The sequence below is a fragment of the Dactylosporangium sp. CS-047395 genome, assembly GCF_050942185.1.
GTDB lineage: Bacteria > Actinomycetota > Actinomycetes > Mycobacteriales > Micromonosporaceae > Dactylosporangium.
Genome location: NZ_CP192015.1, coordinates 11,174,720 through 11,189,460 on the forward strand (window position 1 = coordinate 11,174,720; position 14,741 = coordinate 11,189,460).

Consider the following 14,741-nt stretch of genomic DNA (forward strand, 5'->3'; position numbering starts at 1 on the left):
CTAGCCGGCCGTGACCGTGAGCGTCTTCTTGTCGTCGGACAGGTCGACCACCACGCGGTCCCCGTCCCTGATCCCACCGGCCAGGAGCGCCTTGGCGAGCTGGTCACCGATCGACGTCTGGATCTGGCGGCGCAGGGGGCGGGCGCCGTACACGGAGTCATACCCAAGACTGGCCAGCCAGTCACGTGCCGGCTCCGAGACCTCCAGCGTGAGCCGGCGGTCGGCCAGCCGGCGACCCAGCGCATTGAGCTGAATCTCCACGATGGCCCGCAGGTCGGACGGCGACAGCGCGTTGAACACGACCATGTCGTCGAGCCGGTTGACGAACTCCGGCTTGAAGTGGCCCCGCACGGCGGCGATGACCGCGTCGCGGCGCTGCTCCGGGTTGAGCGTCGGGTCGTCGGCGAGCACCTCCGAGCCGAGGTTCGAGGTCAGGATCAGGATCGCGTTGCGGAAGTCGACCGTGCGGCCCTGCCCGTCGGTGAGCCGGCCGTCGTCGAGCACGGCCAGCAGCACGTCGAAGACGTCCGGGTGGGCCTTCTCGACCTCGTCCAGCAGCACCACGGTGTAGGGCCGGCGGCGCACCGCCTCGGTGAGCTGGCCGCCCTCCTCGTAGCCGACGTAGCCGGGCGGGGCGCCGACGAGCCGGGCGACCGTGTGCTTCTCGCTGTACTCGCTCATGTCGATGCGTACCATGGCGCGCTCGTCGTCGAAGAGGAACTCGGCCAGGGCCTTGGCCAGCTCGGTCTTGCCGACGCCGGTCGGGCCCAGGAACAGGAAGCTGCCGGTCGGCCGGTCGGGGTCGGCGATGCCGGCCCGGGCCCGGCGCACCGCGTCGGAGACGGCCTGGATCGCCTCGTCCTGCCCGATGACCCGGCTGTGCAGCGACTCCTCCATGCGCAGCAGCTTGACCGTCTCGCCCTCCATGAGCCGGCCGGCCGGGATGCCCGTCCAGGCGGCGACCACGGCGGCGATGTCGTCGGCCGAGACCTCCTCCTTGAGCATCGCGCCCGCCGACTGCAGGGCGGTGAGCTCGCGCTCGGCCTGCTCGAGCTCCTTCTGCAGGCCGGGGATCACGGCGTAGCGCAGCTCGGAGACCTTCTCCAGGTCGTTGTCGCGCTCGGCCCGCTCGGCCTCGCCGCGCAGCTGCTCCAGCTGCTCCTTGGTGTTGGAGATCTTCTGGATGTGCGCCTTCTCGTTCTGCCAGCGGTCGGTGAGCGCGCTCAGCGACTCGCGCTTGTCGGCGAGCTCGGCGCGCAGCCGGGACAGCCGCTCGGCCGAGGCCGCGTCCGGCTCCTTGGCCAGCGCCATCTCCTCGATCTCGAGCCGGCGGACGCTGCGCTCGACCTCGTCCACCTCGGTCGGCCGCGAGTCGATCTCCATGCGCAGCCGGGAGGCGGCCTCGTCCACGAGGTCGATGGCCTTGTCCGGCAGGAAGCGGTCGGTGATGTACCGGTCGGACAGCGCCGCCGCCGCGACCAGGGCCGCGTCGGTGATCCGGACGCCGTGGTGGACCTCGTAGCGCTCCTTGAGCCCGCGCAGGATGCCGATGGTGTCCTCGGTCGACGGCTCGCCGACCACGACGGGCTGGAAGCGCCGCTCCAGCGCGGGGTCCTTCTCGATGTGTTCGCGGTACTCGTCCAGCGTCGTCGCGCCCACCATGCGCAGCTCGCCGCGGGCCAGCATCGGCTTGAGCATGTTGCCGGCGTCCATCGAGCCTTCGCCCTTGCCGGCCCCGACCACGGTGTGCAGCTCGTCGAGGAAGGTGATGACCTGCCCGTTGGAGCCCTTGATCTCCTCCAGGACGGACTTGAGCCGCTCCTCGAACTGGCCGCGGTACTGCGCGCCGGCCACCATCGCGCCGAGGTCCAGGCTCACCAGCCGCTTGTCGCGCAGGGACTCCGGGACGTCACCGGCCACGATCCGCTGGGCCAGGCCCTCGACGATCGCGGTCTTGCCGACGCCGGGCTCGCCGATGAGCACGGGATTGTTCTTGGTACGCCGCGACAGCACCTGAATCACGCGCCGGATCTCGGCATCGCGGCCGATCACCGGGTCAATCTTGCCGTCGCGGGCGGACTGGGTCAGGTCGACGCCGTACTTCTCCAGCGCCTGGAAGGTCTGCTCCGGGTCGGCCGTGGTCACCTTGCGGTCGCCCCCGCGGATCTGCGGGAACGCGGCGACCAGGGTCTGCTCGGTGGCCCCGGCGTCCTTGAGCAGCGTGGCGACCGCGCCGCCGACCCGGGCCAGGCCGGCCAGCAGGTGCTCGGTCGAGGTGTACTCGTCGCCCAGCGGCCGGGCGATCTGCTCGGCGGCGGCGATGGCGTTGGCGAACTCGCGGGCCACGTTGGGCTCCACGACGCTCGAGCCGCGGGCGCTGGGCAGCCGCTCGACGGCATGCAGGGCGGCGCGGCGCACGTCGGCGGGGTTGGCACCCACGGCGCGCAGCAGCCCGGCGGCGGTCGAGCCGCCCGTGTCCAGCAGCGCCAGGAGCAGGTGCCAGGGTTCAACGGTCGCGTGTCCGCGCTGGCTCGCCGCGTCCACGGCGGCCTTGATGACCTCGCGACTCTTGGTGGTCAGGCGTTCGGCGTTCATCGGTTGGCCTCAGACTCCTCGTTCCCAGGTGGTCCTTCATGAGGTACGACACCCACGAGGTTGAGTCTATTCCACTCAAGTCTGAATTGCCGAGCGTTGCCCGCTGAGACTGCGGCAACTAAGGCCTGTTTGGTAACTGAGGCAGGACTGCGGCGGGCCCAGATTCCGCCTGCGCACACAGCGCGAAGGCCCGGTTACAACACCGGTAGCCGGGCCTCCGCGCTGCGCACGCAGACGAAATCTGGACTCCGCCGCAGCACCTACCCCAGTTACCAAACAGGCCTTAGCGCGACGACACACCCACGTGCGCCCAGTCGCACCCGTCGGCGGAGGCGGTGCAGAGCCAGACGTCGCCGGAGAGTTGTGCGGGGTACCCGAGAATCGTCTGCGCGTCGAGGCGCCGCAGCTGGAAGATCAGCCGGGCGCCGGGGTCGCGCACCCGTTGCCCCTCGTCGACGAGCCAGACACCCTGGCCACTGGCCACGAGCAGCTTGCCGCCGGGCAGCACCTCGGCGTTGAAGACCTGGGCGACCTCGCGCATCGCGGTCGACTCGACCCAGCCGGAGTTCGTGCGGTGCGCCGCGTACTGCGGCCCGACCAGCCACACGTCGGCCCCGTCGGGCGAGACCACGGGCCGGACGGTGGCGCTGGGCTGGGGCGCGGTCGCGCTGCCCTGCGCCTTCCAGGTGCGGCCCCGGTCGCCGCTGTTCCAGACGCTGATCGTGGTGCCGCCGGCGGGCGAGGCGCCGGCCGCGGCGGGCCCGCGAGCGGTCAGCCAGAGCGTGCCGTCGGCGGCCGCGGCCAGGCCGGTCCACTCGTGCTGGCCGGCCGGGCGGGTCGGCAGCGGGGACCGGTTGCCGTCGTCGCCCACGACCCACGGCTGGGCGTCGGCGCAGGTGTTGGTGCGCGCGTCCTGGCACCCGACGGAGTACTGCGGGTCGGCCAGGTTGAGCTCGACCGGCGGCGGGTCGAGGGGGCGGCGCTGGAACGTGCGGCCGGTGTCGCGGGAGACGAAGTACCCGTCGGGTGCGGCCTTGATGATCAGCACGTTGCCGCGGCCGAGGCGCATGTCCACGTCGATCGCGTCGTCGAAGGGCAGCTTGCGCTCGAGCCAGCTGTACCCGCCGTCGAGGGTGAGCACCAGCCCGGCCTTGCACGCGCCGCCCGCCACGCACGAGGTGAACAGCGCATAGCCGGTGCCGCCGTCGGCGAACTCGACCCCGCGGGGCGAGGTGCCCTTCGGGACCGGCACGACGTTCTGCCGGTCGAGCGGGTTGGCACTGGGGAAGGCGGTGGGAACGTCCTCGTAGGAGACGTCGTCGGCCGGGGGCTTCTCCGGCTCGGCGGTGCTGCCCGGCGCGCACGAGCCCGCGCTCAGCGTCGCGACCAGTGCGGCGGCGAGTGCGACGGCCAGAACCGGGCGCCGTTTCACCAGCGCCAGCGCAGGAACCTGCGTTGGTAGCGCACGCGGACGCTGCTGCTGCGCACCTCGCCGCCGATGCGGAAGACGATCCCGGAGCCGGCCGCGGCGTCGTAGGCGGCGGGCACCTTCTGCTTCAGGGAGCTCGAGTGCGGGGCGATGCTGTCGATGTCGGCGGTCGCGCCGCGGGGCAGCACCAGGTCGATGGAGCTGGAGCGGGCCTCCAGCCGCACCTCGACGAGCTGGGTGGTGAACTGGGCCTCGGTGAAGTCGAGCTTGACCGAGCCGGCCCGGGTGCTGATGAGCAGCCGCCGGGGCACCGTCCAGCGGCCGACCCGCTTGAGGCTGGATGCGCGGTTGCGGATCTCCAGCTGCTCGGGCGCGGCGATCGGGCCCTTCTGCGGCAGGTCCCCCACGTAGGGCTCGATTTCGCCGAACGTGCGGGAGCGCAGCACGCCGTCGACGCGCTCCTCGAACTCCGCCAACGTCAGCCGGCCCTCGGCCACCGCGGAGTTGAGCTGGGCGACCACGAGCTCACGCTCGGCGTCGGAGATGCGCATGTCCGGCCGGTCCGTGCTCACGCCGACACTCTAATCCCCGGCGGCGGCCAAAAACATCCGCGAGTCGTTCAGCTGATCCGGCGGGGCTGGCGCACCAGGCCGCCCTCACACCAGTCGTGGTAATCGAACAGGTCGGGCCGGGCCAGCAGCATCCGGACGTTGTGCGCCCAGGTGGTGAGCAGCTCGTCACCCTGGTCCTCGGCCTGCTCGGTGAACTTCTTCAGCCGGCGCTTGGGGTGGGCCCGGAAGTGCGTGCGGATGCCGTCGGCGGCGTAGATGTACAGACAGTGCAGCGCGAACCGGCGCGCCGGGCAGGCCGGGTCCATCGCCAGCTCGAACAGGGTGCCGATCAGCCGGTCGCCGGCCACCAGCAGATCCCAGTCGGGGGGCATCGTCGACAGCAGCGATGCGTCGGGGTGATAGGCCCACGCGCGCAGTTCAGCTGCGGTAGGGTCCACGGGGTTCTCGAAGCCCCGGAATCCGGCCTGTGTCACGCTCACCGTCAGCTCCCATGGCCCGCCGGGGTCCTGGTTTGGCGACAACTTAGCCCGCCATCAGGCGGCATGGGAAGAGCCGAAGTGCGTGCTCACCGTCGGTGAACCCCCATATAGATGGATTTGTCATCCTCTTGGGGCCTCCGGAGGCACAAAAAACGAGAGGCGCCTCGCAGATTGCGAGACGCCTCTCGAGGTGACCACACCCCTTGCGCAGGACCGCTCCGGTCAGCCTCCGGAACGAGCCGCACCATTCCCTGACCATGTGGTGCCCGCGGTCCGCGGGGCATAAACGTCGTTCAGGAGTTCTTGACCGGGCGCCATACGACGAGCGCGGTCTGGTGCTGGTTGGACGGGACCAGGTCGCGCCGCGGGAAGCCCGCCGCCTCGATCTGGGCCAGCCGGTGCCGCGTGCGGACGAGCTCCGCCTCCAGGTCGGCCACCCGCTGCCGCAGGTCGCCCACCATGCCCTCCAGCTCGATGATCCGCTTGATGCCGGCGAGGTTGACGCCCTCCTCCTGGCTGAGGCGCTGCACCTCGCGCAGCAGTGCGACGTCGCGCTCGCTGTAGCGGCGCCCGCCGCCGGCCGTCCGGCCGGGCTGCACCAGACCCATGCGGTCGTACTGCCGCAGCGTCTGTGGGTGCATCCCGGCCAGGCGGGCCGCGATCGAGATGATCAGCACCTTGGCGTCGGAGACCGCCTCGAAGCTGATGAAGACCGCGTGCTCGGTGGTCTCGTCATCGTTGTTCATAACTGCTGCGCTCCCGTGCGATCGCGTCGAGCCGCTCACGAGGAGCCGGCGGCGCCGCGGCCGCATAGTCGGACAGAGCCTGCCGCGCCTTCTCGGACAGCTCGGCCGGCACGTGGACGTCGATCGTGACCAGCAGGTCACCGACGTTGCCGTCGCGCCGGGCGACGCCCTTGCCGCGCACCCGCAACGTCCGCCCGCTCGGCGTGCCCGGGGGCACCCGCAGCGTCACGGTCGAGTCGAGCGTCGGCACGCGCAGGTCGGCCCCGAGAGCCGCCTCCGCGAACGTCACCGGCACCGTCAGCGTCAGGTCGTCGCCGGACCGGCCGAAGACCGGGTCGGGCCGGACCTTGATGAGCACGAACAGGTCGCCGGGCGACCCGCCCCGGGTGCCCGGCTCGCCGCGGCCGGCCAGCCGGATGCGCTGGCCGTCGGCCACGCCCGCCGGGATGCGCACGTTGATCGTGCGGGTCTTGGTGACCCCGCCGGTCCCGTGGCACTCCGGGCACTTCTCGTCGACGATGGTGCCCACGCCCTGGCACTCGCGGCAGGGCTCGGTGAAGCTGAACGAGCCCTGGTTGCTGCTCACGACCCCCATGCCGCGGCACTTCGGACACGTCCGCGGGGACGTGCCGGGCGCCGCGCCGTTGCCGTGGCAGGTCTCGCAGGTGCCGGGCGTGCGCAGGGTGATGGGCAGCGTCGCGCCCTGCACCGCGTCGGCGAAGTTGAGCACGACCTCGGTCTCGACGTCCCGCCCCCGGCTGCGCCGGCCGGTCGCCGGCTGGGCCCCGCCACCCGAGAAGATCGAGCTGAACAGGTCCGAGAAGCCGGCACCGCCGAAGCGCCGGTCACCGCCACCACCCGGCCCCGCCGGGCCGCCCGCGGCGGTCCCGGCGTTGCCGAACAGGTCGGTGAAGTCGAACCCGGGGCCGCCCGCGCCCGCCGGGCCACCGGCCCGGGCGTTGCGGCGGAACTGGCCCGCGCCGAACAGCGACCGCATCTCGTCGTATTCCTTGCGCCGAGCCGGGTCGGAGAGCACGTCGTACGCCTCCGACACCGCCTTGAACCGCTCCTCGGCCGCCGCGTTGTTGGGGTTGCGGTCGGGGTGCAGTTCGCGCGCGAGCTTGCGGTACGCCTTCTTGATCTCGTCGGTGGGAGCGGATTTGGTGACGCCCAGAACCGCGTAGAAATCCTTCTCCAACCAGTCCTTCGAACTCATTGCGCCACCTCCTCCAGCGTGCGTCTACTCCGGGTCGGCGACTGCGACCAGCGCCGGTCGCAGCAGCCGCTCGCCGAGGAGGTAGCCCCGCCGCATCACGTCGATGCAGGTCGGCTCGGTCACCTCGGCCGAGGTCAGATGGGCCACCGCCTCGTGGCGGGTCGGGTCGAACGGGTCGCCCTTGGCCCCGAAGACGGTCAGCCCGAACTTGGTCAGCGCGGCGATGAGCTGCTCGGCCACCGTTCCGAACGGCCCGACCAGGTCGCCGTGGTCGCGCGCCCGGTCCAGGTCGTCGAGGATCGGCAGCAGCGCGCCCAGCACGTTCGCACTGGCCTGCTCGACCACCAGCGCCCGGTCGCGGTCGACCCGCTTGCGGTAGTTGGCGTATTCGGCGGTCACCCGCTGCAGGTCCCGCGTGCGCTCGTCGAGCTCGGTGCGCAGGCCGGCCAGCTCCGCGCCCAGCCCGTGCTGGTGCGCGTCGTCGGTGGTGCCCTGCGCGGCCGCCTGGTTCGGTGCGTCCGCATCAGCACTGTGCTGTGGAGCGTGCACCGTGAACTCCTCGTCCACGATCTCGCCCTCCACCGGCTTCTCCTCCTCCGGCTCCCCCGCGGCCCCCGCCGTCACGGTCTCGTCGACCGTGACGGCGTCGGCCTCGGGCGCCTCCGGCGCGGCCGGCTCTTTGGCATCCGTCACTTCTTGTTGTCCTCGTCGATGATCTCGGCGTCGACGACGTCCTCGGGGCCGTTGCCGCCGGGCTGGGCGCCAGTGGCACCCGGACCGCCGGTCGCGCCGCCCGTGGCGCCGGCCGCGTCACCCGCGGCCTGCTGGCGCTGCTGCTCGTACAGCGCGCTGCCGGCCTGCTGCGAGACCTGGGCCAGCTTCTCGTGGGCCGCCTTGATCCGCTCGGTGTCGTTGCCGCCGAGCGCGCTGCGCAGGTCGCCGAGGGCCTCGTTCATCTGGTCCTTGGCCTCGGCCGGGATCTTGTCGCCGCTCTCGGCCAGGAACTTCTCGGTCTGCCACTGCAGGGCCTCGGCCAGGTTGCGGGTCTCGGCCTCCTCGCGGCGGCGCTTGTCCTCGTCGGCGTGGTCCTGCGCGTCGCGCATCATCCGCTCGATGTCGTCCTTCGGCAGCGCCGAGCCGCCGGTGATCGTCATCGACTGCTCCTTGCCCGTGCCCAGGTCCTTGGCGGACACGTGCACGATGCCGTTGGCGTCGATGTCGAAGGTGACCTCGATCTGCGGCACGCCACGCGGCGCCGGCGGGATGCCGGTCAGCTCGAAGGTGCCGAGGCGCTTGTTGTACGCCGCCATCTCCCGCTCGCCCTGGAAGACCTGGATGAGCACGGAGGGCTGGTTGTCATCGGCGGTCGTGTAGACCTCGGAGCGCTTGGTCGGGATGGTCGTGTTGCGCTCGACCAGCTTGTGCATGATGCCGCCCTTGGTCTCGATGCCCAGCGAGAGCGGGGTGACATCGAGCAGCAGGACGTCCTTGACCTCGCCCTTGAGGACACCGGCCTGCAGGGCGGCGCCGACGGCGACGACCTCGTCCGGGTTGACGCCCTTGTTGGGGTCGCGGCCGGTGAGCTGCTTGACCAGCTCGGTCACGGCCGGCATACGGGTCGAGCCGCCGACCAGGATCACGTGGTCGAGCTTGTTCACGTTGATGCCGGCGTCCTTGATCGCCGACTCGAACGGCACCTTGGTCCGGTCGAGCAGGTCCTGCGTCATCCGCTGGAACTCGGCGCGCGACAGCTGGGTGTCCAGGTGCAGCGGGCCGTCGGGGCCGGCGGTGATGTAGGGCAGGTTGATCGACGTCGTGGTGGCCGCGGACAGCTCGATCTTGGCCTTCTCGGCCGCCTCGCGCAGTCGCTGCATGGCCATCTTGTCGGCCGACAGGTCGATGCCGTGCTGGCCGCGGAAGGTCTTGACCAGGTGGTCGATGACCCGCTCGTCCCAGTCGTCGCCACCGAGGTGGTTGTCGCCGGAGGTCGACTTGACCTCCACGACGCCCTCGGCGAGCTCCAGGACGGAGACGTCGAAGGTGCCGCCGCCGAGGTCGAAGACCAGGACGGTCTGCTCCTTGGGGCCCTTGTCCAGGCCGTAGGCGAGGGCCGCGGCGGTGGGCTCGTTGACGATCCGCAGCACGTTGAACCCGGCGATCTCGCCGGCCTCCTTGGTGGCGGTGCGCTGGGAGTCGTTGAAGTATGCCGGCACGGTGATGACCGCGTCGGTGATCTGCTCGCCCAGGTAGGCCTCGGCGTCGCGCTTGAGCTTCATGAGCACCCGCGCGGAGATCTCCTGCGGGGTGTACTTCTTGCCGTCGATGTCGATGGCCCAGTTGGTGCCCATCTCACGCTTGACGGAGCGGATGGTCCGGTCCGGGTTGGTGACGGCCTGGCGCTTGGCGACCTCACCGACGAGCACCTCGCCGTTGCGGGCGAAGGCGACGATCGAGGGCGTCGTGCGCGCACCTTCGGCGTTGGCGATGACGCTGGGCTCGCCGCCCTCCAGGACACTGACCACCGAGTTGGTGGTTCCTAGGTCGATGCCGACCGCACGTGCCATAGCTGTTTGACCTCCATGCCACAGTCGACGGAGCCGCCGGCTGCGAAGTTGAGTGACTGTCACTCAATAGTGCCACGCGATGCTCGATCGTCAAGTGGAACCTTGAGTCTGCTAGACGCAACTACGGACGGCTCCGGGTGATTCCCGGAATGTGATTGCGCTTCGTGGCATCGATACGCACGCCCATTGCATGGCGCTGACGAGCCGCATCATGGACGATTTACCCGTGACCACACAGGGCGAGTCGGTGTCCGCCCGGTCGACGGGCCCGACCCCTTCGTCGGATGACCCCTCGTCCGGTCGTCCACCGCGCCCGCGTGACGCAGACGACACCCGCGACTCCCTCCAGGAGCGCCTCGTCGAGCTGCGCGACACCGTGCGCGCGACCAGGTTCGCTCTGCCGCTGCCCAGCGCCGAGCGGGCGAGCACCGTGGCGGCCGGCATGGTCGCCCAGCTCGACGACTACCTGCTGCCGCGGCTGGAGCGCCTCGACGCGCCGCTGCTCGTGGTCGTCGGCGGCTCCACCGGGGCGGGCAAGTCCACGCTGGTCAACAGCCTGGTCCGGACCCCGATCAGCCCGGCCGGGGTGCTGCGCCCGACCACCCGCGCCCCGGTCCTGGTCTGCCACCCGAACGACATGTCCTGGTTCTCCCGGGCCAACCTGCTGCCGTCGCTCGCCCGCACCAGCGGCCCGAGCGGCGACCCGCGCTCGCTCCAGGTGGTCTCGGCCCAGGCCCTGACCCCCGGCCTGGCCCTGCTGGACGCGCCCGACATCGACTCCGTCGTCGACGCCAACCGGCAGCTCGCCGGGCAGCTGCTGGCCGCGGCCGACCTGTGGCTCTTCGTCACCACCGCGGCCCGCTACGCCGACGCCGTGCCCTGGAACCTCCTGCACACCGCGCGCAACCGGGGCACCGCGGTCGCCCTGGTGCTCGACCGGGTGCCCGGCGGCGGGGCGGCGAACGAGATCGCCCCGCACCTGACGCAGATGCTGGAGGAGCACAACCTGGGCGGGGTACCGCTCTTCGTCCTCCCCGAGACCCGCCTGGACAGCCAGGGCCTGCTCGGCGAGGCGCAGATCGGGCAGCTGCAGGAGTGGCTGGGCCGGCTGGCCCGCGACGCCGAGGCCCGCGCCGCGGTGGTGCGCCAGACGGTCGGCGGGGCCATCGACGCCCTGACCGTCGACGTGGTGATCCTCGCCGCCGCGGCCGAGGACCAGGTCGCGGCGGCCGGCACGCTGCGCGAGGCGGTGCACGTCGCGTACCGCGCGGCCACCGAGTCGGTCGAGCACGGGATCCACGACGGGGCGCTGCTGCGCGGCGAGGTGCTGGCCCGCTGGCAGGAGCTGGTCGGCACCGGCGACATCATGCGCGCCCTGCAGGCCCGCGTGGGCAAGCTGCGCGACCGGGCGATCGCCGCGATCACCGGGCGGCCGGCCCCGGGCGAGCAGTTCCAGGAGGCCCTCGGCTCGGGCCTGGCCGTGCTGCTCAAGGCGGCCGCGACCGACGCCGCCGAGCGGGCCGGGACGGCGTGGAAGGCCCACCCGGCCGGGGCCGCGCTGCTGGAGGCCGCGCCGGGCCTGGTGCACCCCTCCGAGGACATCGACGAGCGGATCGACCGGCTGGTGCGCGACTGGCAGCGCTCGGTGCTCGACCTGGTGCGCACCGAGGCGGGCGACAAGCGGGTGGTCGCCAAGGCCAGCGCCTACGCCGTGAACGCGACCGGCCTGCTGGTGATGGTGAGCGTCTTCGCCGCGACCGCGTTCATCCCGACCGGGGCCGAGATCGCGGTGGCCGGCGGCACGACCATCGCGGCCCAGAAGGTGCTCGAGGCGATCTTCGGCGACCAGGCCGTGCGCCGGCTGGCCGAGCGGGCCCGGCAGAATCTCGGCGAGCGGGTGGCGGACCTCTTCGCGGCCGAGTCGGACCGGTTCCGCAGCGCCCTGACCGGCGCGGGCGTGGACGAGGAACTGTCACCGCGGCTGCGCTCGCTGAGCACCGCCATCCACCACGCCCGGCCGGAGGTCGATCGCACATGAACCGCGTGGAGCAGGTTCTGCGCTCGCCGCGCATGCGCCCGGAGGTCGATCGCCACATGAGCCTTGTGGAGCAGGTTCTGCGCTCGCCACGCATGCGCCCGGAGGTCGATCGCCACATGAGCCCTGTGGAGCAGGTTCTGCGCTCGCGCCCGGAGGTTGATCGAGGATGAGCCTCGTGGAGCGGGTCAAGCAGATGATGCCGAGGCAGCCCGTGAACGCGGATCGGCTGGTCACGCGGGTCGACGCGCTGCACCGGTTCGTCGCCGCGGCCGAGGGTCACGTGCCCGAGGACCAGTTGGTCAACGCCCGCACGGTGATCGACCGGTCGGGCGAGCGGCTGCGGCTGTCCCGGGCCCACACCGTCGTCGCGCTGGCCGGGGCCACCGGCAGCGGCAAGTCGAGCCTGTTCAACGCGGTCTCCGGGTTTCAGCTGTCCCGGGTCGGGGTGCGCCGCCCGACCACCGGCGTCGCCCACGCCTGCGTCTGGGGCCAGGCCGGGGCCGCACCGCTGCTCGACTGGCTGGGCGTCCCGCCGAACCGCCGGTTCACCCGCGAGAGCGCGCTGGACGGCGACGACCAGGCCGCGCTGCGCGGGCTGGTGCTGCTCGACCTGCCCGACTTCGACTCGGTCGAGGCCCGCCACCGCCTCGAGGTCGACCGGCTGCTGCGCCTGGTGGACCTGGTGGTCTGGGTGCTCGACCCGCAGAAGTACGCGGACCGGCTGGTGCACCAGCAGTACCTCGCCCAGTTCCAGCGGCACCGCGACGTCACGGTGGTCGTGCTCAACCAGGCCGACCGGCTCAACCGGGCCGACGCCGAGCGCCTGCTGACCGACCTGCGCCGGCTGCTCGACGAGGACGGCCTGGGCGGAGTGCCCGTGTTCGCCACCTCGGCCAAGGGCCAGCCCGGCCTGGGCCAGCTGCGGGTCGCGCTGGAGCGCACGGTCGCCGACCGGCAGGCCGCGCTCCTGCGCCTCAACGGCGACGTCACCGACGCCGTCGCGGCCCTGCAGCCGCTGGTCGTGGCCGGGGCGAAGGTCTCCGCGGGGGTACCGCAGCCGACCGTCGACCGCCTCTCCGGCGCGCTCGCCGAGGCCGCCGGCGCCCCGATCGTGGCCGCGGCGACCGAGCGCACCTACCGGCACCGGGCCACCGCGTCGCTGGGCTGGCCGATGCTGCGCTGGGCCCGCCGGCTGCGCCCGGACCCGCTCAAGCGCCTGCACCTGGAGGCCGGCCCGATCGCGCGCCCCGAGGCCACCTCGCTGCCCGAGTCCAGCGCGGCCCAGAAGGCGGCCGTCACCCTGGCCGCCCGCGAGGTCGCGGCCAAGGCGTCCGAGGGGCTGCCGGAGCCGTGGCCGGGCGCCATCACCACGGCGTCCCGCTCGCGGGTCGACGACGTGCCCGACGCGCTCGACGTCGCCCTCGCCTCGGCCGACCTGGGCCTGGCCCGCAAGCCCTTCTGGTGGAGCCTGATCGGCGGCCTGCAGTGGCTCGGCGCCGCGGTCGCGCTGGCCGGCCTGGTCTGGCTCGCCGTGCGGGCCGTGTTCGCGCTGCTGGGCCTGCCCAACGTGAGCGGGCCGACGGTCGGCTCCGGCATCCCGCTGGCCACCCTGCTGCTCGGCGGCGGACTGCTGTTCGGGCTGCTGCTCGCGGTCGTGGTGCGCCCGTTCGTCGCCCTCGCCGCCCGCCGCGCCCGGGCCCGGGCCGAACGGCGGCTGCGCAACGCGATCGGCGGGGTCGCCCGCACCCACATCGTGGCCCCGGTGGAGGAGGTCCTGCGCTCGTACGATGACGCGCGTGAAGCCCTCGCCGCCGCTGCCGCGTAAGCTCGCCCGTCCCGTCCGGCGGCTCGGTTTCGCCGCTCTGGGCCTGGTCAACCTGGTCTGGGGCGGCTGGGCGGTCGCGGCCCCGCAGCACTTCTTCCGCACCTTCCCCGGCTTCGGGCTGCACTGGACGGCGTCGTACCCTCCGTTCAACCAGCACCTCACCGTCGACCTCGGCGCCACCATGCTCACCCTCGCCGTCCTCTTCGCGGGCGCGGCGATCGCCGACCAGCCCGCCGTCAGCTGGCTGGCCGGAATCGCCACCGCCGTCTTCGGAACGCTGCACTTCGGCTACCACGCCCTGCACGCCGGGCACATGGACACCGCCGACCGGATCATGAGCCTGCTCAGCCTGATCGGCGGAGCCGTACTCCCACCCGCACTCGCCGCGACCCATTCTCTGGAAGAGTCGGAGTAGATGGACCTCCAGTACTTGCGTGAGCACCCGGCGCAGCTGCCCGTCTTCATCAAGCACCAGCGCATCCGCGAGACGCCGGTGCCGGGCGGCTCGATCTGCACCGCCCAGCGGCTCACCCTCGACGACGGCGGCTCCCTGTTCGCCAAGTCCCTGGCCGACCCGCCCCCGGGCTTCTTCGCCGCCGAGGCCGCCGGCCTGCGCTGGCTGCGCGCGGCCGGCGCGGCACCGGTACCCGAGATCATCGCCGAGCTGCCGGACCTGCTGGCCCTGGAGTGGATCGACCACGGCGAGCCCACCGTGCGCGGCGCCGAGGAGCTCGGGCGCGGCCTGGCCGGCCTGCACCGGGCGGGCGCCGACGCGTTCGGGGCGCCGTGGCCCGGGTACATCGGCACCCTGCCGCTGCCCAACGAGCCCTCGACGCTGCCGTGGGGCGAGTGGTTCGCGCAGCAGCGGCTCCGCCCGTTCCTCGAGGCCTCCACCGAGGCGCTCACCCCCGACGACATCGCCGAGGTCGAGCGGGTCATCGCCGGCATCGGCAGCTACGGCGGGGACGAGCCGCCCAGCCGCATCCACGGCGACCTGTGGCCCGGCAACGTGCTCTGGGACGACCAGGGCCGGGGCTGGCTGGTCGACCCGGCCGCGCACGGCGGGCACCGCGAGACCGACCTGGCCCTGCTCGGCCTGTGGGGCGGGGTGCCGCACCTCGAGCGCCTCCTCGCGGCCTACCGGGAGGCGTGGCCCCTCGCCGACGGCTGGCAGGAGCGAATACCACTGCATCGCTTGTACTTGATGCTGGTCCACACCGCGCTCTTCGGTGCCGCCTATCGCGACTCCGTTCGGGCACTGCTTCGCGCGCTGTGAA

At 72.4% G+C, this 14,741-nt stretch carries 13 protein-coding genes; 5 read left to right on the forward strand and 8 right to left on the reverse strand.

Annotated features, from left to right (window positions below; translation table 11 throughout):
* From clpB to dnaK, 8 genes are all read right to left on the reverse strand, one after another.
* A complete protein-coding gene (gene clpB, locus ACQP00_RS52230; RefSeq protein WP_433212294.1) occupies positions 1 to 2,595 on the reverse strand; it encodes an ATP-dependent chaperone ClpB in 2,595 nt (864 codons plus the stop codon).
* A 283-nt stretch (positions 2,596 to 2,878) separates the two neighbouring features.
* Entirely contained in the window at positions 2,879 to 4,027 is a 1,149-nt protein-coding gene (locus ACQP00_RS52235) for a hypothetical protein (RefSeq protein ID WP_433212297.1), read from the reverse strand.
* Positions 4,024 to 4,596, reverse strand: coding sequence for a DUF1707 SHOCT-like domain-containing protein (locus ACQP00_RS52240; RefSeq protein WP_433212300.1), 573 nt, complete (start codon positions 4,594 to 4,596; stop codon positions 4,024 to 4,026). Before ACQP00_RS52240 ends, ACQP00_RS52235 begins: the two co-directional genes overlap by 4 nt.
* A gap of 47 nt (positions 4,597 to 4,643) precedes the next feature.
* Positions 4,644 to 5,075 (reverse strand): hypothetical protein, encoded by a 432-nt coding sequence (locus ACQP00_RS52245; RefSeq protein ID WP_433212303.1) that lies wholly within the window; start codon positions 5,073 to 5,075, stop codon positions 4,644 to 4,646.
* Between the two features lie 293 nt (positions 5,076 to 5,368).
* Entirely contained in the window at positions 5,369 to 5,821 is a 453-nt protein-coding gene (locus ACQP00_RS52250; RefSeq protein WP_433054001.1) for a heat shock protein transcriptional repressor HspR, read from the reverse strand.
* Positions 5,808 to 7,037, reverse strand: a complete 1,230-nt coding sequence (dnaJ, locus tag ACQP00_RS52255) for a molecular chaperone DnaJ (RefSeq protein WP_433212306.1) — start codon at positions 7,035 to 7,037, stop codon at positions 5,808 to 5,810. Before dnaJ ends, ACQP00_RS52250 begins: the two co-directional genes overlap by 14 nt.
* Positions 7,038 to 7,061: 24 nt before the next feature.
* Positions 7,062 to 7,730, reverse strand: coding sequence for a nucleotide exchange factor GrpE (gene grpE, locus ACQP00_RS52260; protein ID WP_433212309.1), 669 nt, complete (start codon positions 7,728 to 7,730; stop codon positions 7,062 to 7,064).
* Positions 7,727 to 9,601 (reverse strand): molecular chaperone DnaK, encoded by a 1,875-nt coding sequence (gene dnaK / locus ACQP00_RS52265; protein WP_433212312.1) that lies wholly within the window; start codon positions 9,599 to 9,601, stop codon positions 7,727 to 7,729. The genes grpE and dnaK overlap by 4 nt, the downstream gene beginning before the upstream one ends.
* A gap of 226 nt (positions 9,602 to 9,827) precedes the next feature.
* On the opposite strand from dnaK, the gene ACQP00_RS52270 reads away from it, so the two are divergent.
* Genes ACQP00_RS52270 through ACQP00_RS52290 form a run of 5 tightly spaced genes read left to right on the forward strand, consistent with a single transcriptional unit; the run spans position 9,828 to position 14,740 of the window.
* The gene (locus ACQP00_RS52270) at positions 9,828 to 11,639 is read left to right on the forward strand and encodes an ABC transporter (protein ID WP_433212315.1); all 1,812 of its coding nucleotides are present in this window, start codon (positions 9,828 to 9,830) and stop codon (positions 11,637 to 11,639) included.
* Positions 11,636 to 11,809 carry a hypothetical protein gene (locus ACQP00_RS52275; protein WP_433212318.1) on the forward strand — a complete coding sequence of 58 codons (174 nt, stop codon included), beginning with the start codon at positions 11,636 to 11,638 and terminating at the stop codon, positions 11,807 to 11,809. Before ACQP00_RS52270 ends, ACQP00_RS52275 begins: the two co-directional genes overlap by 4 nt.
* A complete protein-coding gene (locus tag ACQP00_RS52280; protein ID WP_433212321.1) occupies positions 11,806 to 13,464 on the forward strand; it encodes a GTPase in 1,659 nt (552 codons plus the stop codon). Before ACQP00_RS52275 ends, ACQP00_RS52280 begins: the two co-directional genes overlap by 4 nt.
* A complete protein-coding gene (locus ACQP00_RS52285; protein ID WP_433212324.1) occupies positions 13,436 to 13,879 on the forward strand; it encodes a hypothetical protein in 444 nt (147 codons plus the stop codon). The genes ACQP00_RS52280 and ACQP00_RS52285 overlap by 29 nt, the downstream gene beginning before the upstream one ends.
* Positions 13,880 to 14,740: a fructosamine kinase family protein gene (locus ACQP00_RS52290; protein WP_433212327.1), complete on the forward strand. Its 861-nt coding sequence runs from the start codon at positions 13,880 to 13,882 to the stop codon at positions 14,738 to 14,740.
* Position 14,741 lies beyond the last annotated feature (1 nt).

Excerpts from the sequence above, each read along its gene's own strand:
- ACQP00_RS52280 (WP_433212321.1), top strand. The coding sequence starts at position 11,806 with ATGAGCCTCGTGGAGCGGGTCAAGCAGATGATGCCGAGGCAGCCCGTG.
- clpB (WP_433212294.1), bottom strand. The coding sequence starts at position 2,595 with ATGAACGCCGAACGCCTGACCACCAAGAGTCGCGAGGTCATCAAGGCC.
- dnaK (WP_433212312.1), bottom strand. The coding sequence starts at position 9,601 with ATGGCACGTGCGGTCGGCATCGACCTAGGAACCACCAACTCGGTGGTC.
- ACQP00_RS52275 (WP_433212318.1), top strand. The coding sequence starts at position 11,636 with ATGAACCGCGTGGAGCAGGTTCTGCGCTCGCCGCGCATGCGCCCGGAG.
- ACQP00_RS52250 (WP_433054001.1), bottom strand. The coding sequence starts at position 5,821 with ATGAACAACGATGACGAGACCACCGAGCACGCGGTCTTCATCAGCTTC.
- dnaJ (WP_433212306.1), bottom strand. The coding sequence starts at position 7,037 with ATGAGTTCGAAGGACTGGTTGGAGAAGGATTTCTACGCGGTTCTGGGC.
- ACQP00_RS52290 (WP_433212327.1), top strand. The coding sequence starts at position 13,880 with ATGGACCTCCAGTACTTGCGTGAGCACCCGGCGCAGCTGCCCGTCTTC.